The sequence below is a fragment of the Nostoc sp. FACHB-133 genome (assembly GCF_014698055.1).
Taxonomy (GTDB): Bacteria; Cyanobacteriota; Cyanobacteriia; order Cyanobacteriales; family Nostocaceae; genus Nostoc.
This window is the reverse complement of the sequence record NZ_JACJSH010000030.1, coordinates 36,652-52,792: the sequence shown is the minus strand read 5'-3', so window position 1 is coordinate 52,792 and position 16,141 is coordinate 36,652. Positions and strand designations below refer to the sequence as shown.

The following is a 16,141-nucleotide window of genomic DNA, read 5'->3' as shown; positions in this document are numbered from 1 at the left end:
TCACACTGTCACTAATATGATCTAAGGAATCATCGCTACCTTAATTACTTGTCGCGCCTTCATCTCACAAAACACCTGTTCTAAATCTTTTAATGGCCTCTGTTGACTAATAAGTAACTCAAAGTGTATTTTGCGACTAGCGATCAGTGCCAACGCTTCCCGCACATACTCTGGTGTATTATGAAACACGCCTTTGATTGTCAGTTCGCTGTAGTGTAGCTGTTCTGTATTAAAGGTAATGCTGGTATCTCGTGGACATCCACCGAATAAGTTAACTGTTGCACCAGGACGGGCGCAGGCGATCGCAGTTTCCCAAACACTTGGTACACCTGTGGCTTCAATTACTACATCTGCGCCCCGTCCTTGGGTGAGTTCTTTCACCACATTGGGAATATCCGGGATTTGATGATAATTAAAAGTCTGGGTTGCACCCAATTTCTGACCAATTTCTAGCCGATGGTGATTACCTCCCCATAGCAACACCTCAGCTTTCCCACTCAACGCCGCCACAAACATCAGCCCAATCGCCCCATCTCCTAAGACGACTACTTGATCTTTGGACTTGATATTAGAACGGGCTACACCATGCAAAACACAAGCTAACGGTTCCGTCATCGCTGCTAATTCCCACGGCAACTCATCGGGAATCTGCAACAAATTATGCTCTACTATAGGTGCAGGAATTTTCAAGTATTCCGCAAAAGTCCCGTTATTCCATGTCAGATTCGGGCATAAAGAATACTCTTGGCGTTGACAAAAAAAGCACTTCATGCAGGGGGCAGAATTATTAGCAACGATGCGATCGCCTACTTGCCAATTTGTAACGCCTGCACCCAAGGCAACAATTCGCCCAGCAGCTTCGTGACCAAATAGCGTCGGCGGTTTTAACATCTTGGCATGACCACCACGCCGCCAAACCTTCAAATCTGTACCACAAGTTGTTGCTACCCCCACTTTAATCACAACTTCGCCAGCCGCCGGTGTGGGGTCAGCAACTTGCTCTAACCGTAAATCTTCTTGCCCATAAAGTAACGCTGCTAACAAAGCTTTAAACCTATCAATTAGCTCCATCCGATTTTACCAGTTGAAGCTAATTTATAGGTCTAAACAAATCAGTATTGATTTCTAGTCAAGTTTTATCTATTTAAAAATTGCAAGAACTAGGTATTTACCACTGGCTGAGGAACAACTCCGGTGTTCCGGGTATCCACATTAGGTAAGCGAATAACAGTTAATAACGGTACTTCTTGTCGGCACGACAGGCAAAACCAATATAGTTCACCATGACGGGCATGACGCAGGAGGGAACCACCGCAACATGGGCAAGTGTTGGCTCTCGTACTCATACCAATGTCCTCCTTAAAAAAATTTGTTGTTTAAACTCAGCAAGAAAAAGCAGTTGATTAAAAATGTATTTTCGTAGCATGAATGCGACCATTCGATTCTATGCGGTCTTTAATAATTTGTCTGTAAATAGCTTCATATCCGTTAACCATTTGGTTAACACTAAAGTTGCTTTCTACATGTTTTCGACAGGTTTGACGATTGAGTTCCAAAGCTAGGGGAATCATTGCCGTCATTTCTGCATAGCTTTTACAGATAAAACCTGTTTTACCGTGGGCAATTACTTCAGGTACTGAGCCGAAATTCATAGCAATTACTGGTGTACCAGTTGCCATTGATTCAGTCATCACTAATCCAAAAGGTTCTTGCCAGTTAATGGGGAAAAGAGTTATAGCAGCATTGCCCAGAAGTTCAGTTTTTTCGGCGTGGTTAATTTCGCCGAGATATTCAATTTGCTGACCATCAATATGGGGGGCAATCTCTTGTTCAAAAAACTTAGAGTCGCCGACATCAACCTTTCCTGCCATCTTCAAGCGCCAACCACTGTGCTTTGCAATAGCGATCGCATGGTGTGGCCCTTTTTCTGGCGAAAAACGGCCTAAAAATGCCAAATATGGAGGTTCTGACGGTTGAGCTACGAAAGGATAATCTGCTAGCTCAATTCCGTTATAAACAGTGCCAACATAATTTAGATCGACTTGACGCTGCGAGTTACTAATGCTTATATATGGTTGCTTCTGGTAGTAGCTAAATGCGTGCCGGGTGTCGTTGGTAAAATTATTGTGCAGGGTATGCACCGTAGAAGTTGCTGTTATGAAACTCGCTAAAGGTAATGCCGAAATCCCTACATGAGAATGGATAAGATCGAATTCCTTAGCACCTTGGTAAACTTGGCTCAGTTCTAGCATTTCGTACACTGCATACTCTTTAACATTCGGGTCTAAGCGCAATGCACGCGGATAAACTGCTTCTAAATGAGCCAAAGTTTGAGAATCGCCAGAGGCAAATAATGTTACCTCATGACCGCGACGAACAAGTTCATCAGTCAAGCGACTCACTACCAGTTCTATTCCTCCATAACTAGGAGGTGGAACCCTTTCCCATAAGGGGGCAACTTGAGCGATTTTCATAAGTTTTTTTGGTTCAGTCGATGAAATTGTCCTCAATATAATGAGTTGCATCATTATTGTATGAGAACAAAGCATTTGTACTTACTATTTTGACATTTAAATTAACCTAACAGGCTACCAAAAGTGCAATACCGATTAACCGTCCCGCAAATTTTCTGTCTACAAATATAAAGGACTATTCGGCAAAAGTCAGCCCTGAGTTACATTTCTAACGTATAACTAATCAATTAGTTGTTGCATCTGTCTTGGGGATCATAATGAAGTAGAATATTTTGTAGCAGAACTTACAAAATTGAATATTTGGTAGCTGACAATACTAAAATATTCAATGGGATCAAATGATTAAAGGTTTGTTTAAACGTAATTGGGAAATGCAAAAAGAATTATAAATATTAAGTAATTGTACAATAATTACACAATTTGTAATTATTAAGTTTCAAAAAATTCTGATAACTAATGAAAATCGCTACTTGGAACGTCAACTCAATTCGCACTCGTCTCGAACAGGTTACTGATTGGTTAACTAACAATCCCGTTGATGTTCTCTGCTTACAAGAAACCAAAGTTGCGGATGCCGAGTTTCCGCGATCGCCTTTTGAGCAGTTGGGCTATAACCTTTATATATCAGGACAAAAATCTTATAACGGCGTAGCCCTGATTAGCCGCCAGCCACTTTTAAACGTAAGTAGCGGGTTTAGGGCGATTTTGCCAGATTTACACCACGAATGGGATGAGCAAAAACGGGTAATAACAGGTGTAATTGATGGTGTTCGGATTGTTAACTTATACGTTCCCAACGGTGCAGCAGTAGGAACTGAAAAATATGAATACAAACTGCGCTGGTTAACAGCGCTACACGAGTATTTGCGATTGCTTTCGCTGTCAGAACCTGCAATTTGTGTGTGCGGTGACTTCAACATCGCCCTAGAAGACAAGGATATTCACGAACAAGTGAGTACAGAAAATCACATTATGGCAACAGAAACCGAGCGTCAAGCCTTGCGCGAGATTCTGCAACTAGGGTTTGCCGATGCTTTTCGCAAATTCACCACAGAAGGCGGAAATTATAGCTGGTGGGATTATCGCGCCGCCGCCTTTCGTCGCAACTTAGGTTGGCGGATTGACCATCACTATCTCACGCCCATCCTCTATGAACGTGCTACAAGTTGTATTATTGATGTCGAACCCAGAAAATTAACCCAACCCAGCGACCATACGCCGGTAATTGTGGAATTTTGAATTGGGAATTGGGAATTGGGAATTGGGAATTGGGAATTGGGAATTGGGAATTGGGAATTGGGAATTGGGAATTGGGAATTGGGAATTGGGAGTGCTGAGTTAAGAGTTAAGAGTTTTGTTTATCTCCTTGTCCCCTTGTCTCCCTCATCTCCCCTGCTCCCTGCTCCCCTGCTCCCTGCACCATTTCCTATCAATTTAAGGGTTTATATATATCCTCAGAACTGGGATTGAGGTAAGGACGCTGCAAATCTATTAGGTGTCGCGCAAAGTGTTGGTCAATAACCTTCATCCTTTCCTCCATTGCATTCTTACCCTTTTGCCAAGCTTCCAACAAAGCATTAGCGACAATTTGGCAACGGTTCATCCCAAAACTTTCTTGTGCGGCAAATTTTTGGGTTGGTTCTTCAGCTAAACCTAAACCTGGGGCTAAAAATTTGGTAAACAAGGGGATTTCGGGCTGGAAATAGGATTGATTTTCTGGATAAATAGCCTGAAGGATTGTGCGGATTGCTGGATAGTCGGGGAGTTCAAAGTAGAGTAGCCCCGAATCATAGCGTCCGTATGCAGAAGGGTTGTGAAGAACCTGAAAGCTAAAGGGAATGGAAGCTGCATTCAATTGCAGTGTCAAGCTTTCCATAAGAGCGATCGCACCAGATGGCGTAAAGTTAAAGTAAATTCGCCCTGCTCCCAAATCAGCATCCGGGTTGCTTTGCCGTTCCTGTCCAACATTACTAACTGCCAAGTAAGAGCCATTTTGCAATCGATTTTTGGGCATCCAGATTGCTACCATGTCACCCACTTTGGTAGATTTTTTGCTGGATTTGAGATGGCAGTCTGGCTCAACATAAAGTGTTAAACCGCCTTTAGTCACAGCCATAGTCCCATCAGGTTCTTTTCGCAACACCTGCCATTGAGGGTCAAAGTAACCTATGCCGTGATTACTGGCGTGTAGATGCTCGTAAAAGTTCCAATCGATTTCTAAGATGGAATTATCTGCTAAATTATGCTTTGATGGGCAATTACTACTATCAGTATTGACTGCTAAAGTACTTTGTAGAGAGCCATTGTAATAGATCCCATAAAGAAAGTTCCGCAGCAGTAGAGTTAGATATTTCTGTTGTAAATCTACAGAATTTTGCTGAAATCTATCGGCTACTTTAGTCGGCAGAGCAAAGGGTTGATAATTGGGATGATAAATACAAAAATTTGGTTCAATCTGAATATTCTTAGCAATATCGAATAGAGAATTTAGCGGTTGATTGATAGAGTAATTTAGCATTAATCCATTTAGAATTCAAACTTTAAAACAGAATTCAGGAGTCAGGAATCAGGAGTCAGAAGTCAGAATTGTTCTGCTCCCTGCTATTAACAACCACGAAGCCGAGTTTTTTCGTAATAAAGACGAAGTAGCTGTGGCTCTTTTACAGGCTGAGGAAGTTTATGAACTGTCCCTACAGGATTAAGGATTTCTGACTCTGATATTCCGAAAATAGTTAGTACACCTTGCTGTGGCATAGTGAGTAAACTTTTAGCCACTTGCAGCATACAAATATCAGCATTATTAAAGGATTTGCGGCAGGTAATCATATCCTGAATTTGATGAATTAGTGCCAGTCCTGCAAACTGGATAACACGCACAATAAAGTCACTGCGGTATTCCAAAATCATTGGGAAAGCATTTAGATAACCCCTAATGAGGGCAATAATTGAAGGTTGCAAACTCTCCAACGGTGTCAAAGCCAGATGTAGAGATTCTTGTAACTCAATGGTGGGATCTACAACGAGGCTATTGAGCCAAATTCGTAAATAGCTGGCTAGTAAAGTCCCTAAATCAAAAGCTGGATCTCCCCAAGAACAAGCTTCCCAATTAATTAGTCTGACTAGGCAATTGTCTAGTTTTTCCCACCTGGAATGAACCAAGATGTTGTTCAATTTCAGGTCGTTGTGAGTCAAGCAGCAGGGATTCCAGTCATACGCCAAATCTGCGATCGCAGATTCCAAACTCTCCGATTGCTGGTAGAGTAGATAAAATTTCAGCGCATCCGTGGGAACCGTCCCAAAAATCTCCGGCCCAATTGACTCTAGCCCTTGCGCCGGATTGTAAAAGCCATAGCGAAACTCTCCTTGGGGAGCAGTTGCCATAAAATCCCGATATTCTCGGCGGTTGTAAGTTGCGCGATGGAGTCCCGCTAAAGTAGTGCCAATCGCAGTGGCAATTTCTTGTGGAAAAATATCATTGTTGTGGTACAATGTCGCAAGTTCCCGATATTCACTTGAGTAGTTGCGGACAAGGATGGAATTTTCTTCGTCAAAATGAACTACCAACGGTGCGATCGGGGAAATATTGCCGAGAACTGGAAACTGTTGGAGCAACTGATGAAATAGCCACTCCTGAAACAATTCATGAGGAGCGCCGTCATTGCTTTTAAGGTTACGCTCTTGTTTAATGAGCAGTTTACGATTATCTGCTAGAGTCACGAGTAAATCGAAACTGTTCTTACTACTTCCTGGCAACTCAGATTTATCTGATGCGTCATCTTCTGAGCTACACAGCCCCGCTTCTTGCAGATACTGGATAACGTTATGAGAAGACAGTGATAATACCATGTATTATTTCCTACTTCATTAAATTACTTAAACTTATCTATGTCGGTATTTGCTTGTACTTAGCAGTTGTCGGTAGATAGTGAATAACAATAAAGATTTGTACAATCTACTAATATCCCATTTTTCCGATAAAAACCTGCCAAAATGGTACAAAATCCTTTATAGTTGCTTTCAAATTCACTCATATATACGGTGACATCTTTACACTTTATCAGCATATTTACTTAGATACATATAGAGCAATTTTTGTGGTAGAGCCTTTTGATGTAGCAGCATCTCCAGCAAAAAACTGATTGGCGGCAGATGTTATTTGACGCTCAGTAGTCATCCTGAAAGCAGCAAAGAATTTCGGTAATCCTTCGCAGCAGGAAGCATGACATTCAAGACTATTATTTTTATTAATCATCCCAAAGCCAAAAAAACCGGAATTTTTAGGCAATTAGTAATTATTTTTTTCTTTAATTTTCAGAATTGATGCCTATAAGCCTTGTTATTACGTCATTTGTCTTACTTACGTATTGTAAATGGCTATAGGCGATCGCAGACAACGGTTACATGAGTGCATCTTATGGAAATGTACTTTTGTCAAGGATGTTGAGCGAATCAGAAACCTCTACAAGTAACTCGTGAGTTAGGCAAAAGACCACTTGCCGCTTATGACCGAGGCTACGGCAACGCCAAATTCGTCCAAGCCACGGAAAAGATTCATTGCTATTAAATGCAAATTAGTCCAAGCTATCAAAACAAAACTCTAACAATGCACAACGACTATTGCGAGATAGTGTTAAATTGCCACCCCATAATTTTGAAAGAGTTTGGATAGATGATAGGTATAAAATAGAAGCCTGATACCGTATTTTTTGGGTTTGTACTCTTGTGACAGTTGTGGTTGGCAAAAGAGCTTAATTTTTTCACTATATCTATCGGTTAACCCCTAATTAAGCTGTTGTGAATTGTTCGATTTCCTAGCAGGTGTAACCATTTGCTCTTTGAGCAGATAATTATATGCGTGCGCTTTCATCACCGGAAATGCAATGATACTGTTGCATAAATACTAGCAAATAGCGAAGAATTCTACAAAAAGCAAAGACAAACTTTTGAAGAACTCTAGGTAGAATACATAAGCCTCACCTTTTTCCTCAAAATCATGGGCAATATTTTTGGTCATTTATTTCGCATTAGTACTTTTGGCGAGTCTCACGGCGGCGGTGTGGGAGTTGTGATTGATGGTTGTCCTCCCCAACTAGAAATTTCGGCAGAAGAAATTCAGGTAGAACTAGATAGAAGGCGACCGGGACAAAGTAAAATTACGACTCCTCGCAAAGAAGCTGATACCTGCGAGATTCTATCAGGAGTCTTTGAAGGCAAAACACTGGGAACGCCTATAACAATTTTGGTACGTAATCAAGATACTCGTCCCCAAGATTACGACGAGATGGCACAGAAGTATCGGCCTTCTCATGCTGATGCAACCTATGATGCAAAATATGGCATTCGCAATTGGCAAGGTGGGGGTAGGTCGTCAGCGCGCGAGACAATCGGGAGAGTAGCAGCCGGTGCGATCGCTAAAAAAATTCTTCGTCAAGTTGCCAATGTCGAAATTATTGCTTACGTTAAGCGTATCCAAGACTTGGAAGGTGTAGTTGATCCAAATACTGTCACCTTAGAGCAAGTAGAAAGCAATATCGTTCGCTGTCCCGATGCTGAATGTGGCGATCGCATGATTGAATTAATTGAGCAAATAGGTAGACAAGGCGATTCTATCGGCGGTGTCGTAGAATGTGTGGCGCGAAATGTGCCGAAAGGTTTGGGCGAACCAGTATTTGATAAATTAGAAGCTGATATCGCTAAGGGTGTCATGTCTCTCCCTGCTAGCAAAGGCTTTGAAATTGGTTCCGGTTTTGCGGGAACGCTACTAACGGGAATTGAGCATAACGACGAATTTTATATCGATCAAAATGGTGAAATCCGTACAGTGACAAACCGTTCTGGCGGTATTCAAGGCGGGATTTCTAACGGCGAAAATATCATTTTGCGAGTTGCATTTAAGCCGACAGCAACAATTAGAAAAGAGCAGAAGACTGTAACTCGTGAGGGCGAAGAAACGCTACTAGCAGCAAAAGGACGACACGATCCTTGTGTATTACCGCGTGCAGTGCCAATGGTTGAGGCAATGGTGGCGTTGGTACTATGTGACCATTTGTTACGGCATTATGGTCAGTGCAAAGTCTTGTAGTCTATATATCGACTTAGGAGAGACGCGATTAATAGCTGAATTAGGAGAGACGCGATTCATCGCGTCTGTACAAGAGTTGGGAATAATTAATCGCCAATTCCCAATTCCCAATTCCCAATTCCCAATTCCCTAATTCCAATCCTGTTCGTCTTTTTTACCACGACTTTTGTAAATACCGCCCAAATCATGAATTTTGCGAGTTTTCTCAAAAAGCTCAATTTCGGTTAAACCCCACTGCTGTAAGACTTTATCTAGGTCTTTTTGGATGTCTCTTGCGCCTGGAAAGCCTTGATAACGCATTCGCAACCTAGCTAATTCTGCTAAGTTATAGTCTGTCGCCTCTTGAGCGAGTAAGATATCAATAAGGGGGCGATCGCGATTATAAAGAGGGTGTTGTTGGTCTTTACCAACCGTTGGTTCAGTCATCGTCAGTCCTGAGTGTTGTTAGCGGATAGTTAGGGTTTAGCCCGTTCTGAGTCCTGAGTTCTAAGTTTAGCCGAGAGCAGAGGAGCAGAAAAGGCAAAAAAAATCATCTTCTCCACGGGAAAACTAATTGTAAAATTGAGAACTCCTTACTTACTCCTAATCTCTAATTCCCAACTCTTAAATTCTCTTAGACGGCTAGTACACCTGATGTCTTACGGCTCTCACCACTGCCACTTAACTTTAAATAAAGTTACATTAGTTCTTAAGAAAATACAAAAAACTTTAGATGAGGGTGAATTTTATCTCACCCAAAGTCCAAGCAGCGAGGGAGCAAGAACCCATTATGTTTGAACACTTCACTTCCGAAGCCATTAGAGTAATTATGCTAGCTCAGGAAGAAGCACGTCGCCTGGGACACAATTTCGTAGGAACTGAACAAATTCTCCTGGGTCTGATGGGAGAAGGAACTGGGGTTGCTGCTAAAGTGCTGGCCGAATTAGGCGTTACCCTCAAAGACGCACGTCGTGAGGTAGAAAAAATTATTGGTAGGGGTTCTGGCTTTGTACCACCAGAAATTCCTTTCACTCCCAAGGTGAAAAGCCTCTTCGAGCAATCTTTTAAAGAAGCTCATAGTCTGGGACAGAATTATATCAACACAGAACACTTACTCTTAGGATTAACTGAGGCTGGTGAAGGTGTCGCCGCCAAAGTCCTGCAAAATCTGGGAGTTGACTTCAAGAGTGTCCGTAGTGCCATAGTTCGCCGTTTGGGTGAAAACGCACCTGCTTTCGCTGGTAGTGGTAGTCAAAAGCGCACCCAACCGCTAACGATGGAAGAATATGGCAGAAATTTGACCAAATTAGCGCAAGAAGGCAGACTCGACCCTGTAGTTGGTCGTGAGAAGGAAATTGAGCGGGCAATTCAAATTCTCGGTCGTCGCACTAAGAATAATCCCGTGTTGATTGGAGAACCAGGAGTTGGTAAAACTGCGATCGCAGAAGGTCTAGCTCAACGAATTATCAACCAAGATGTTCCCGAAACCTTACAGGATAAGCAAGTTATCAGCCTCGATATGGGGTCATTGGTAGCTGGAACTCGCTTCCGTGGCGATTTTGAAGAACGCATCAAAAAAGTTGTGGAAGAAGTTCGCACTGTCGGCAACATCATTCTGGTAATTGACGAAATTCACACCTTAGTTGGCGCTGGTGGTACAGAAGGTGGTTTGGATGCAGCCAATATCCTCAAACCTGCCTTAGCACGCGGTGAACTCCAGTGCATCGGCGCAACAACCCTTGATGAGTATCGCAAGCACATCGAGCGCGATGCCGCCCTAGAGCGTCGTTTCCAACCAATTATGGTTGGTGAACCCTCGGTAGAAGAAACCGTACAAATTCTTTACGGCTTGCGCGGCGCTTATGAACAGCACCACAAAGTCACAATTTTGGATTCGGCACTTGTCGCCGCCGCAGAATTATCAGACCGCTATATTAGCGATCGCTTCTTGCCAGATAAGGCAATAGACTTAATTGACGAAGCTGGTTCTCGCGTTCGTCTGCGGAACTCCCAAAGTTCTCCTAATAAAGAACTCAAGCGTGAACTCGCTGGCGTTACCAAAGAAAAAGAAGCAGCAGTCAGAGTCCAAGATTTTGACAAAGCTGTAACTCTACGCGACCAAGAGTTAAAACTCGCAGAACAACTGCAAGCAACATTTACACCAAACGAGCAACCTGTCAACTGCACCGTCGTTGACGAAGAAGACATTGCTCAAATCGTTGCCTCTTGGACTGGCGTACCAGTCAACAAACTGACTGAATCTGAGTCAGAGTTGCTTCTGCACCTAGAAGACACTCTGCATCAACGCCTCATCGGTCAAGAACAAGCAGTCTCGGCTGTATCTCGCGGTATCCGTCGCGCCCGTGTTGGCTTGAAAAATCCCAATCGTCCCATCGCTAGCTTTATCTTCTCTGGGCCTACCGGAGTCGGTAAAACAGAATTGGCCAAGGCATTAGCTTCCTACTTCTTCGGTGCGGAAGACTCAATGATTCGGCTAGATATGTCCGAATACATGGAAAGTCATACTGTCGCCAAGCTAATTGGTTCGCCTCCTGGTTACGTCGGATACGACGAAGGCGGACAACTTACAGAAGCCGTGCGGCGGAAACCTTACACAGTGTTGCTATTCGACGAAATCGAAAAAGCACACCCCGATGTATTCAATATGCTGCTGCAAATCTTGGATGACGGTCATCTTACCGATGCCAAAGGTCGGAAAGTGGACTTCAAGAACACACTGATCATTTTGACTTCCAACATCGGTTCCAAGGTAATTGAAAAAGGTGGTAGTGGTTTAGGCTTTGACTTCGACACTCAAGCCGACGCTAGTTATAACCGCATCCGCACCTTGGTAAATGAGGAATTGAAAGCTTACTTCCGTCCTGAGTTCCTGAACCGTCTTGATGAAATTATCGTCTTCACCCAGCTTTCTAGGGATGAAGTGAAGCAAATTGCTGAAATTATGCTTCGTGAAGTTTCTAAACGCTTGACAGAAAAGGGAATTATTCTTGAAGTTAGCGATCGCTTCAAAGAACTTGTAGTCCAAGAAGGTTATAACCCCAGCTATGGTGCTAGACCATTACGCCGGGCAATTATGCGCCTTTTAGAAGATTCTCTCGCTGAAGCAATGCTGTCTGGTGAAATTACAGATGGAGATACAGCGCTTATCGATGTTGATGATGACTCTCAGGTGAGAGTACAAAAATTAGAAAAACGAGAATTGCTCTTGGCAAATGTTGGCTAATTTTATACCCGATCGCTTTTTGCTGTAATATTTGAGAAATAATTAGCCTCTCATCTAAGTAGAGGCGATCGCAGGGTCATCTCTGACAAACATAAAGTGAAATGGTATTATTTCTCACCCCTAGTAGATATACTGGGGGCTTTTTTTATGCAATTTTATTCTGGATGTAATACACAGTAGGGCGCACATTTTTGTACTTTATATTCTCCACAAATCAACACATTATTACGATACTGATTCCTCTGGCAACAATTCTGATGCTACTTCACTCTTAACTACATTCTCAGAATCACCAGATTTAGAAAAACCATCTGCTGCATCCTTGATAAAACCAGCTACAGGTACCGCGATTACCAAACCCAAGACTCCACCGACATTGGTTCCTACAAGTAAAGCAATTAATACCCATATTGGTCTAAGCCCAGTAAATCTGCCTAAAAGCCGTGGTGCGATCGCCTGATCGATTAACTGGTCAATAACAACAGCTACCGCAAAAACCTTCACTGCTAGCCAAAAGTCATGTGTGGCTATTATGAAAGTTATTACAACCACGCTGACGACATCGCCAAAGGGAATTAAGCTCAAAAGCCCGACTCCCAAACCAAAAAGTAAAGCAAACTGGACTTGAAAAGCTAAAAACATTAATGTTTCTGAAACTCCCATCAGCAAAGCCAAAGTTCCTTGCCCAATCAAGTAATTTTGAAAGTTTTGCTGAATAGACTGGCTTACTTGTTGGGCAAAATTACCCGGTAACTTCTTAAATATCTCCTCCCAAATTCTTGGGCCATCTAACAAGAGGTAAAAAGTTATTACTACTATGATTAATGCATCAGAAACACTATCAATCGTATCTACAATAATGCTTAAAAGTTTATCCGTAACGAACTCTAACTCATTAGGTAATTGGTCAGTTACTTGTGTTAATAACTGACTTAAATTCACATTTAATTTGTGCTTAAAGAACCAATCATTTAAAATTTGAAGTTTTTCTTCGCTAGAATCAATCCATTGAGGAAGAATTTTCGCCATCTCATTAAATTGCTCTAGCACAATAGGAACTAAAGTGATACCCAGAGCAACGATAATTATCAATGCTAATATAAAAACTAATGATACTGCATAGCCACGTTTCACTCCTTGCTTTTGGAGAATGGCAACAGGATAGTTTAAAACGAATGCAAGCAAAGTGGCTAAGACAAGAATTGTTACGACAGGTTGAAAATTTTTAACAAGCAAAAATGCTAGCCAACCATTGAGAAACACTAGAGGAAATAACAGCGTAAAAATTAACCATCTAAGTAGTTGATTGAGTGGAAAATTCATAATTAATTTAAAACTAAAATTATTCTAGTTACTAGATTTAACTGGTGAAATATACTCAACGGTAAGAAAATGAAAAAAATCTTTCCAATTCCCCATTCTCCATTCTCCATTCCCAATTACTAACTTTCAGCAAAAGCTAAAAATTGCTCCTCATTTATTCGTCCTGCTTGATAGAGAGTATTAGTAATTTCTGAAATAGTTAAAACTGCATGGCTGTGATAACCATTTTGCTGTAACCTATCTTTCACACCTTGTTCATGATCGATAAGTACCACAATATCATTAACATTTAATCCTGCTGATTCTAACTTTCCTGCGCCTTCCATAACACTTTTGCCACTGATAAGAATATCGTCAACTACCACAACTGTTTCACCCGGATGAAAGTGACCCTCAATAACTCTACGCGTTCCGTGGGCCTTTACCTCTTTCCGAGGGAAAATCATTGGACAATGAAGGCGCAAAGCTAAACCAGTCGCGGTAGGCAAAGAACCATAGGGAATACCTGCTAACCTATCAAAATTGAGATTCTTCAAAATATCCTCATAAGCAGTGAGAACTTGATTAAAAACTTGAGGATTAGAAATAATTTTGCGTAAGTCGATGTAATAAGGAAATATTGCTCCTGATGCTTGGACAAAGCTGCCAAACATAATACAGTCAATGTCATAAAGTTGTAAAATCAAATCCTGGTAGGGGTGCTGATTTAGGAAACAAACATCAGGAAACCACACAGAACATGTAGAATTTTCGTGAATAATTTCAGTTTTTAGTTGATTAATTTCTGCACGTAAAGACTCGACTTCCTCAGATAATTGTGTGTTTCCCAACATATCTTGAGGAACAGGAATCAGCAAACCATCACCGTTAGCATTCAACCCTGCTTCTAAAATTTGTCTTAGGTTTCCACCCTTCGCCCAGATGCTACGCGCCATAATAATCCGTTCAGGTGCGATCGCTCGAATCAGTGCTAAAACTTCAGCATTTGTAGTTCCTACTTCCAAACCCAATTGTTCTGGAGTTCCCCAGGTTTTTGATTCTTTTACTACCTGTAAATAAAGGGGTGACTCGTTTGTGGGATATTGCTGTAAAGCTTCTGCACCTGGATTAGAAGTACAGCATAAGATAAATACCGCTTTTTCAGGATAGACCAAAAAAGGTGCTACATGATCTTGTCCTGTATAGGGGCTAAGAGTGATTGCATCCACCTGCCATTCTGTAAACACAGTTTGGGCAAAAATGGTACTAGTATTTAAGTCACTGTGTTTGGCATCTAAAATAACCGGGATGTGCGCTGGAATCGCTGCTAAAGTTTTGTACAGCAGTTCTAAACCGGGAATACCTAACGCTTCGTAGAAGCCAAGTGTCGGTTTATAAGCACAAACGTAATCAGCAGTTTCCGCAATAATGAATTGTAACCACTTTTCCAAACCAGCGATGAGTTCTTCAGATTCATAACGCACAGGCATCATCTCTGGATTTGGATCGAGTCCTACAAACAGTAAGCTTTGATTTTGCAAGATACTACGATTCAATTTATCAAAAAAGTTCATTTTTTTAGTTTAAAAAAATATCATTTGTCAAAACATTGATTCTGTTAATTCAGTACCACCAGCTTTTTGCCCTAATTGATAGTGAATCACTGCAAATAAGATAACCATCGGGACTGAGGCAAAGTGAACAATTCGCAATGCTTGCCAATTGCCAAACAAATCCACAATCCAGGGAAATTGAGAAGGTTTATACATTCCTATCCCTGTAAATAACGCCAGCAGCAAGATCGGAATAATTGCTGTATACGCAATCCGATGCCAAGCATAAATTAGGCGTTTAGAATTGTGACTTTTTTGTAATGCTTTGAAGTCATTTGCACCGACAAACCGATGTCGCCAGCGCCGGGTAATTAAAACGTAAATTCCATACCACAAGAGATTGAGCGAGAATAGCCACATTGCTGCGAAATGCCAGTGTCTACCTCCTGCAAGCCAACCTCCTAACGTAAATATCGGAGGAATGTGCAAACCTGCACGTCCACCAAAAACAGGGTTGGCGTTATAAATTTGTAGTCCACTGGTGAGCATGATAAACAGGCTAATGATGTTACACCAGTGGAAAATTTTGGCTGCGATCGCTTGAGTCGGTCGCTTTCGAGTTTGAGAGGGGGTCAAAGTCATAGATTTTGACTGATAAAATTTGCTGTTTATCTGTCTTAAAAATTGGGCATGGGGCACTGGGAATTGGGCACAGGAAGAATCAACCAAGCATAAGCGTCTGTCTTGAGTAAATAGCCCTGCAAAGTTGGGGGTGGTATTGCTTACCCTTATTTTCTCATTTTATGATTCAGTATTTTGGCAAAGATGTTCGTTACTGTTTTAAATGTCAGTCTAGGCGTGACTAGGTTGTTCCGATACAAAAATACTGGGGCGTGTCATCAATTAAACCAGATAACAGAAGCAGCTAAATAAATCGCACCCAAACATAGTCAGCTTATGTTACAAGTACAGCCTGCTGCTTGAAATCATATTTAAGCGAACGTTTGAATAGCGTAGAAGTTGTATAGTTTGTACTAAAAATTTAAATTTTTAATTAATTCGATGTATTGATGCTAGAAGTAAAATACTTATTTATAAAAACAACAGATCCAAATTTTTGAGAATAAATAGATAAAAATCTGCCTTTAGAAGTATATCTTCAGCTATTATTTCTTTTGAGAGAATAGCTGAAGTAATGTATATACTGATAAATAAACATTTGACTTACATTTAATGATATAAATACTCTTGTGCGATACTTACAACAATTTTAGCGATAAAAACACCAATAAATAAGATAAAAAAATGCCTAGACTCGTAGGACAGCGCTCTAATACTGGAGCTAATATCACCGTTTTCATTATCCTGATCGCCATCTTTGGGGTACTTCTCGAATACTTTGGCATGATTGATATCGTTCCCGGTTTTGGCCGAGAAGGACGATATTTTCAAATAAAAGGTCAGGCAAACAATGAACAAGTAATTGAACAACCAAATTAATAATAAT

Annotated in this window: 14 protein-coding genes; 4 read left to right on the top strand and 10 right to left on the bottom strand. The window is 41.4% G+C overall.

All coding sequences use genetic code 11. The annotated features are described in order from the left end of the window. Positions 1-21 precede the first annotated feature (21 nt). From H6G86_RS22725 to H6G86_RS22715, 3 genes are all read right to left on the bottom strand, one after another. Positions 22-1,044 carry a zinc-dependent alcohol dehydrogenase gene (locus H6G86_RS22725; protein WP_190936239.1) on the bottom strand — a complete coding sequence of 341 codons (1,023 nt, stop codon included), beginning with the start codon at positions 1,042-1,044 and terminating at the stop codon, positions 22-24. 116 nt (positions 1,045-1,160) lie between these two features. Next, complete coding sequence (locus tag H6G86_RS22720; RefSeq protein WP_083782393.1) at positions 1,161-1,346, bottom strand: hypothetical protein; 186 nt, start codon at positions 1,344-1,346, stop codon at positions 1,161-1,163. Positions 1,347-1,403: 57 nt separating this feature from the next. Next, positions 1,404-2,474: a glycosyltransferase family 4 protein gene (locus tag H6G86_RS22715; protein WP_190936209.1), complete on the bottom strand. Its 1,071-nt coding sequence runs from the start codon at positions 2,472-2,474 to the stop codon at positions 1,404-1,406. A gap of 456 nt (positions 2,475-2,930) precedes the next feature. On the opposite strand from H6G86_RS22715, the gene xth reads away from it, so the two are divergent. Beyond that, positions 2,931-3,713 (top strand): exodeoxyribonuclease III, encoded by a 783-nt coding sequence (gene xth, locus H6G86_RS22710; RefSeq protein ID WP_190936208.1) that lies wholly within the window; start codon positions 2,931-2,933, stop codon positions 3,711-3,713. A gap of 190 nt (positions 3,714-3,903) precedes the next feature. Here the strand turns inward: xth and H6G86_RS22705 are convergent, their stop codons facing one another. From H6G86_RS22705 to H6G86_RS22695, 3 genes are all read right to left on the bottom strand, one after another. Further along, the gene (locus H6G86_RS22705) at positions 3,904-4,992 is read right to left on the bottom strand and encodes a T3SS effector HopA1 family protein (RefSeq protein ID WP_190936207.1); all 1,089 of its coding nucleotides are present in this window, start codon (positions 4,990-4,992) and stop codon (positions 3,904-3,906) included. Between the two features lie 86 nt (positions 4,993-5,078). Next, positions 5,079-6,320 (bottom strand): phosphotransferase family protein, encoded by a 1,242-nt coding sequence (locus H6G86_RS22700; RefSeq protein ID WP_190936206.1) that lies wholly within the window; start codon positions 6,318-6,320, stop codon positions 5,079-5,081. 220 nt (positions 6,321-6,540) lie between these two features. Continuing rightward, positions 6,541-6,759 (bottom strand): hypothetical protein, encoded by a 219-nt coding sequence (locus tag H6G86_RS22695; protein WP_190936205.1) that lies wholly within the window; start codon positions 6,757-6,759, stop codon positions 6,541-6,543. Positions 6,760-7,467: 708 nt separating this feature from the next. Between H6G86_RS22695 and aroC the strand changes: the two genes are divergently transcribed. Continuing rightward, positions 7,468-8,556 (top strand): chorismate synthase, encoded by a 1,089-nt coding sequence (gene aroC, locus H6G86_RS22690; protein WP_190936204.1) that lies wholly within the window; start codon positions 7,468-7,470, stop codon positions 8,554-8,556. Positions 8,557-8,685: 129 nt separating this feature from the next. On the opposite strand, the gene H6G86_RS22685 is transcribed toward aroC, so the two are convergent. Further along, positions 8,686-8,982: a DUF3288 family protein gene (locus H6G86_RS22685; RefSeq protein ID WP_012409942.1), complete on the bottom strand. Its 297-nt coding sequence runs from the start codon at positions 8,980-8,982 to the stop codon at positions 8,686-8,688. 343 nt (positions 8,983-9,325) lie between these two features. On the opposite strand from H6G86_RS22685, the gene H6G86_RS22680 reads away from it, so the two are divergent. Then, the gene (locus tag H6G86_RS22680) at positions 9,326-11,779 is read left to right on the top strand and encodes an ATP-dependent Clp protease ATP-binding subunit (protein WP_190936203.1); all 2,454 of its coding nucleotides are present in this window, start codon (positions 9,326-9,328) and stop codon (positions 11,777-11,779) included. A gap of 225 nt (positions 11,780-12,004) precedes the next feature. Here H6G86_RS22680 and H6G86_RS22675 read toward each other — a convergent pair whose 3' ends face one another. The 3 genes from H6G86_RS22675 to H6G86_RS22665 all read right to left on the bottom strand — a co-directional run bounded on the left by H6G86_RS22675 (position 12,005) and on the right by H6G86_RS22665 (position 15,276). Beyond that, positions 12,005-13,102, bottom strand: coding sequence for an AI-2E family transporter (locus H6G86_RS22675; RefSeq protein ID WP_190936202.1), 1,098 nt, complete (start codon positions 13,100-13,102; stop codon positions 12,005-12,007). A gap of 119 nt (positions 13,103-13,221) precedes the next feature. Further along, positions 13,222-14,655: a bifunctional orotidine-5'-phosphate decarboxylase/orotate phosphoribosyltransferase gene (locus H6G86_RS22670; RefSeq protein ID WP_190936201.1), complete on the bottom strand. Its 1,434-nt coding sequence runs from the start codon at positions 14,653-14,655 to the stop codon at positions 13,222-13,224. 27 nt (positions 14,656-14,682) lie between these two features. Next, entirely contained in the window at positions 14,683-15,276 is a 594-nt protein-coding gene (locus tag H6G86_RS22665; RefSeq protein WP_190936200.1) for a cytochrome b/b6 domain-containing protein, read from the bottom strand. Positions 15,277-15,939: 663 nt separating this feature from the next. Here H6G86_RS22665 and H6G86_RS22660 point away from each other — a divergent pair. Continuing rightward, entirely contained in the window at positions 15,940-16,134 is a 195-nt protein-coding gene (locus H6G86_RS22660) for a hypothetical protein (RefSeq protein WP_190936199.1), read from the top strand. The last annotated feature ends 7 nt before the right edge of the window (positions 16,135-16,141 follow it).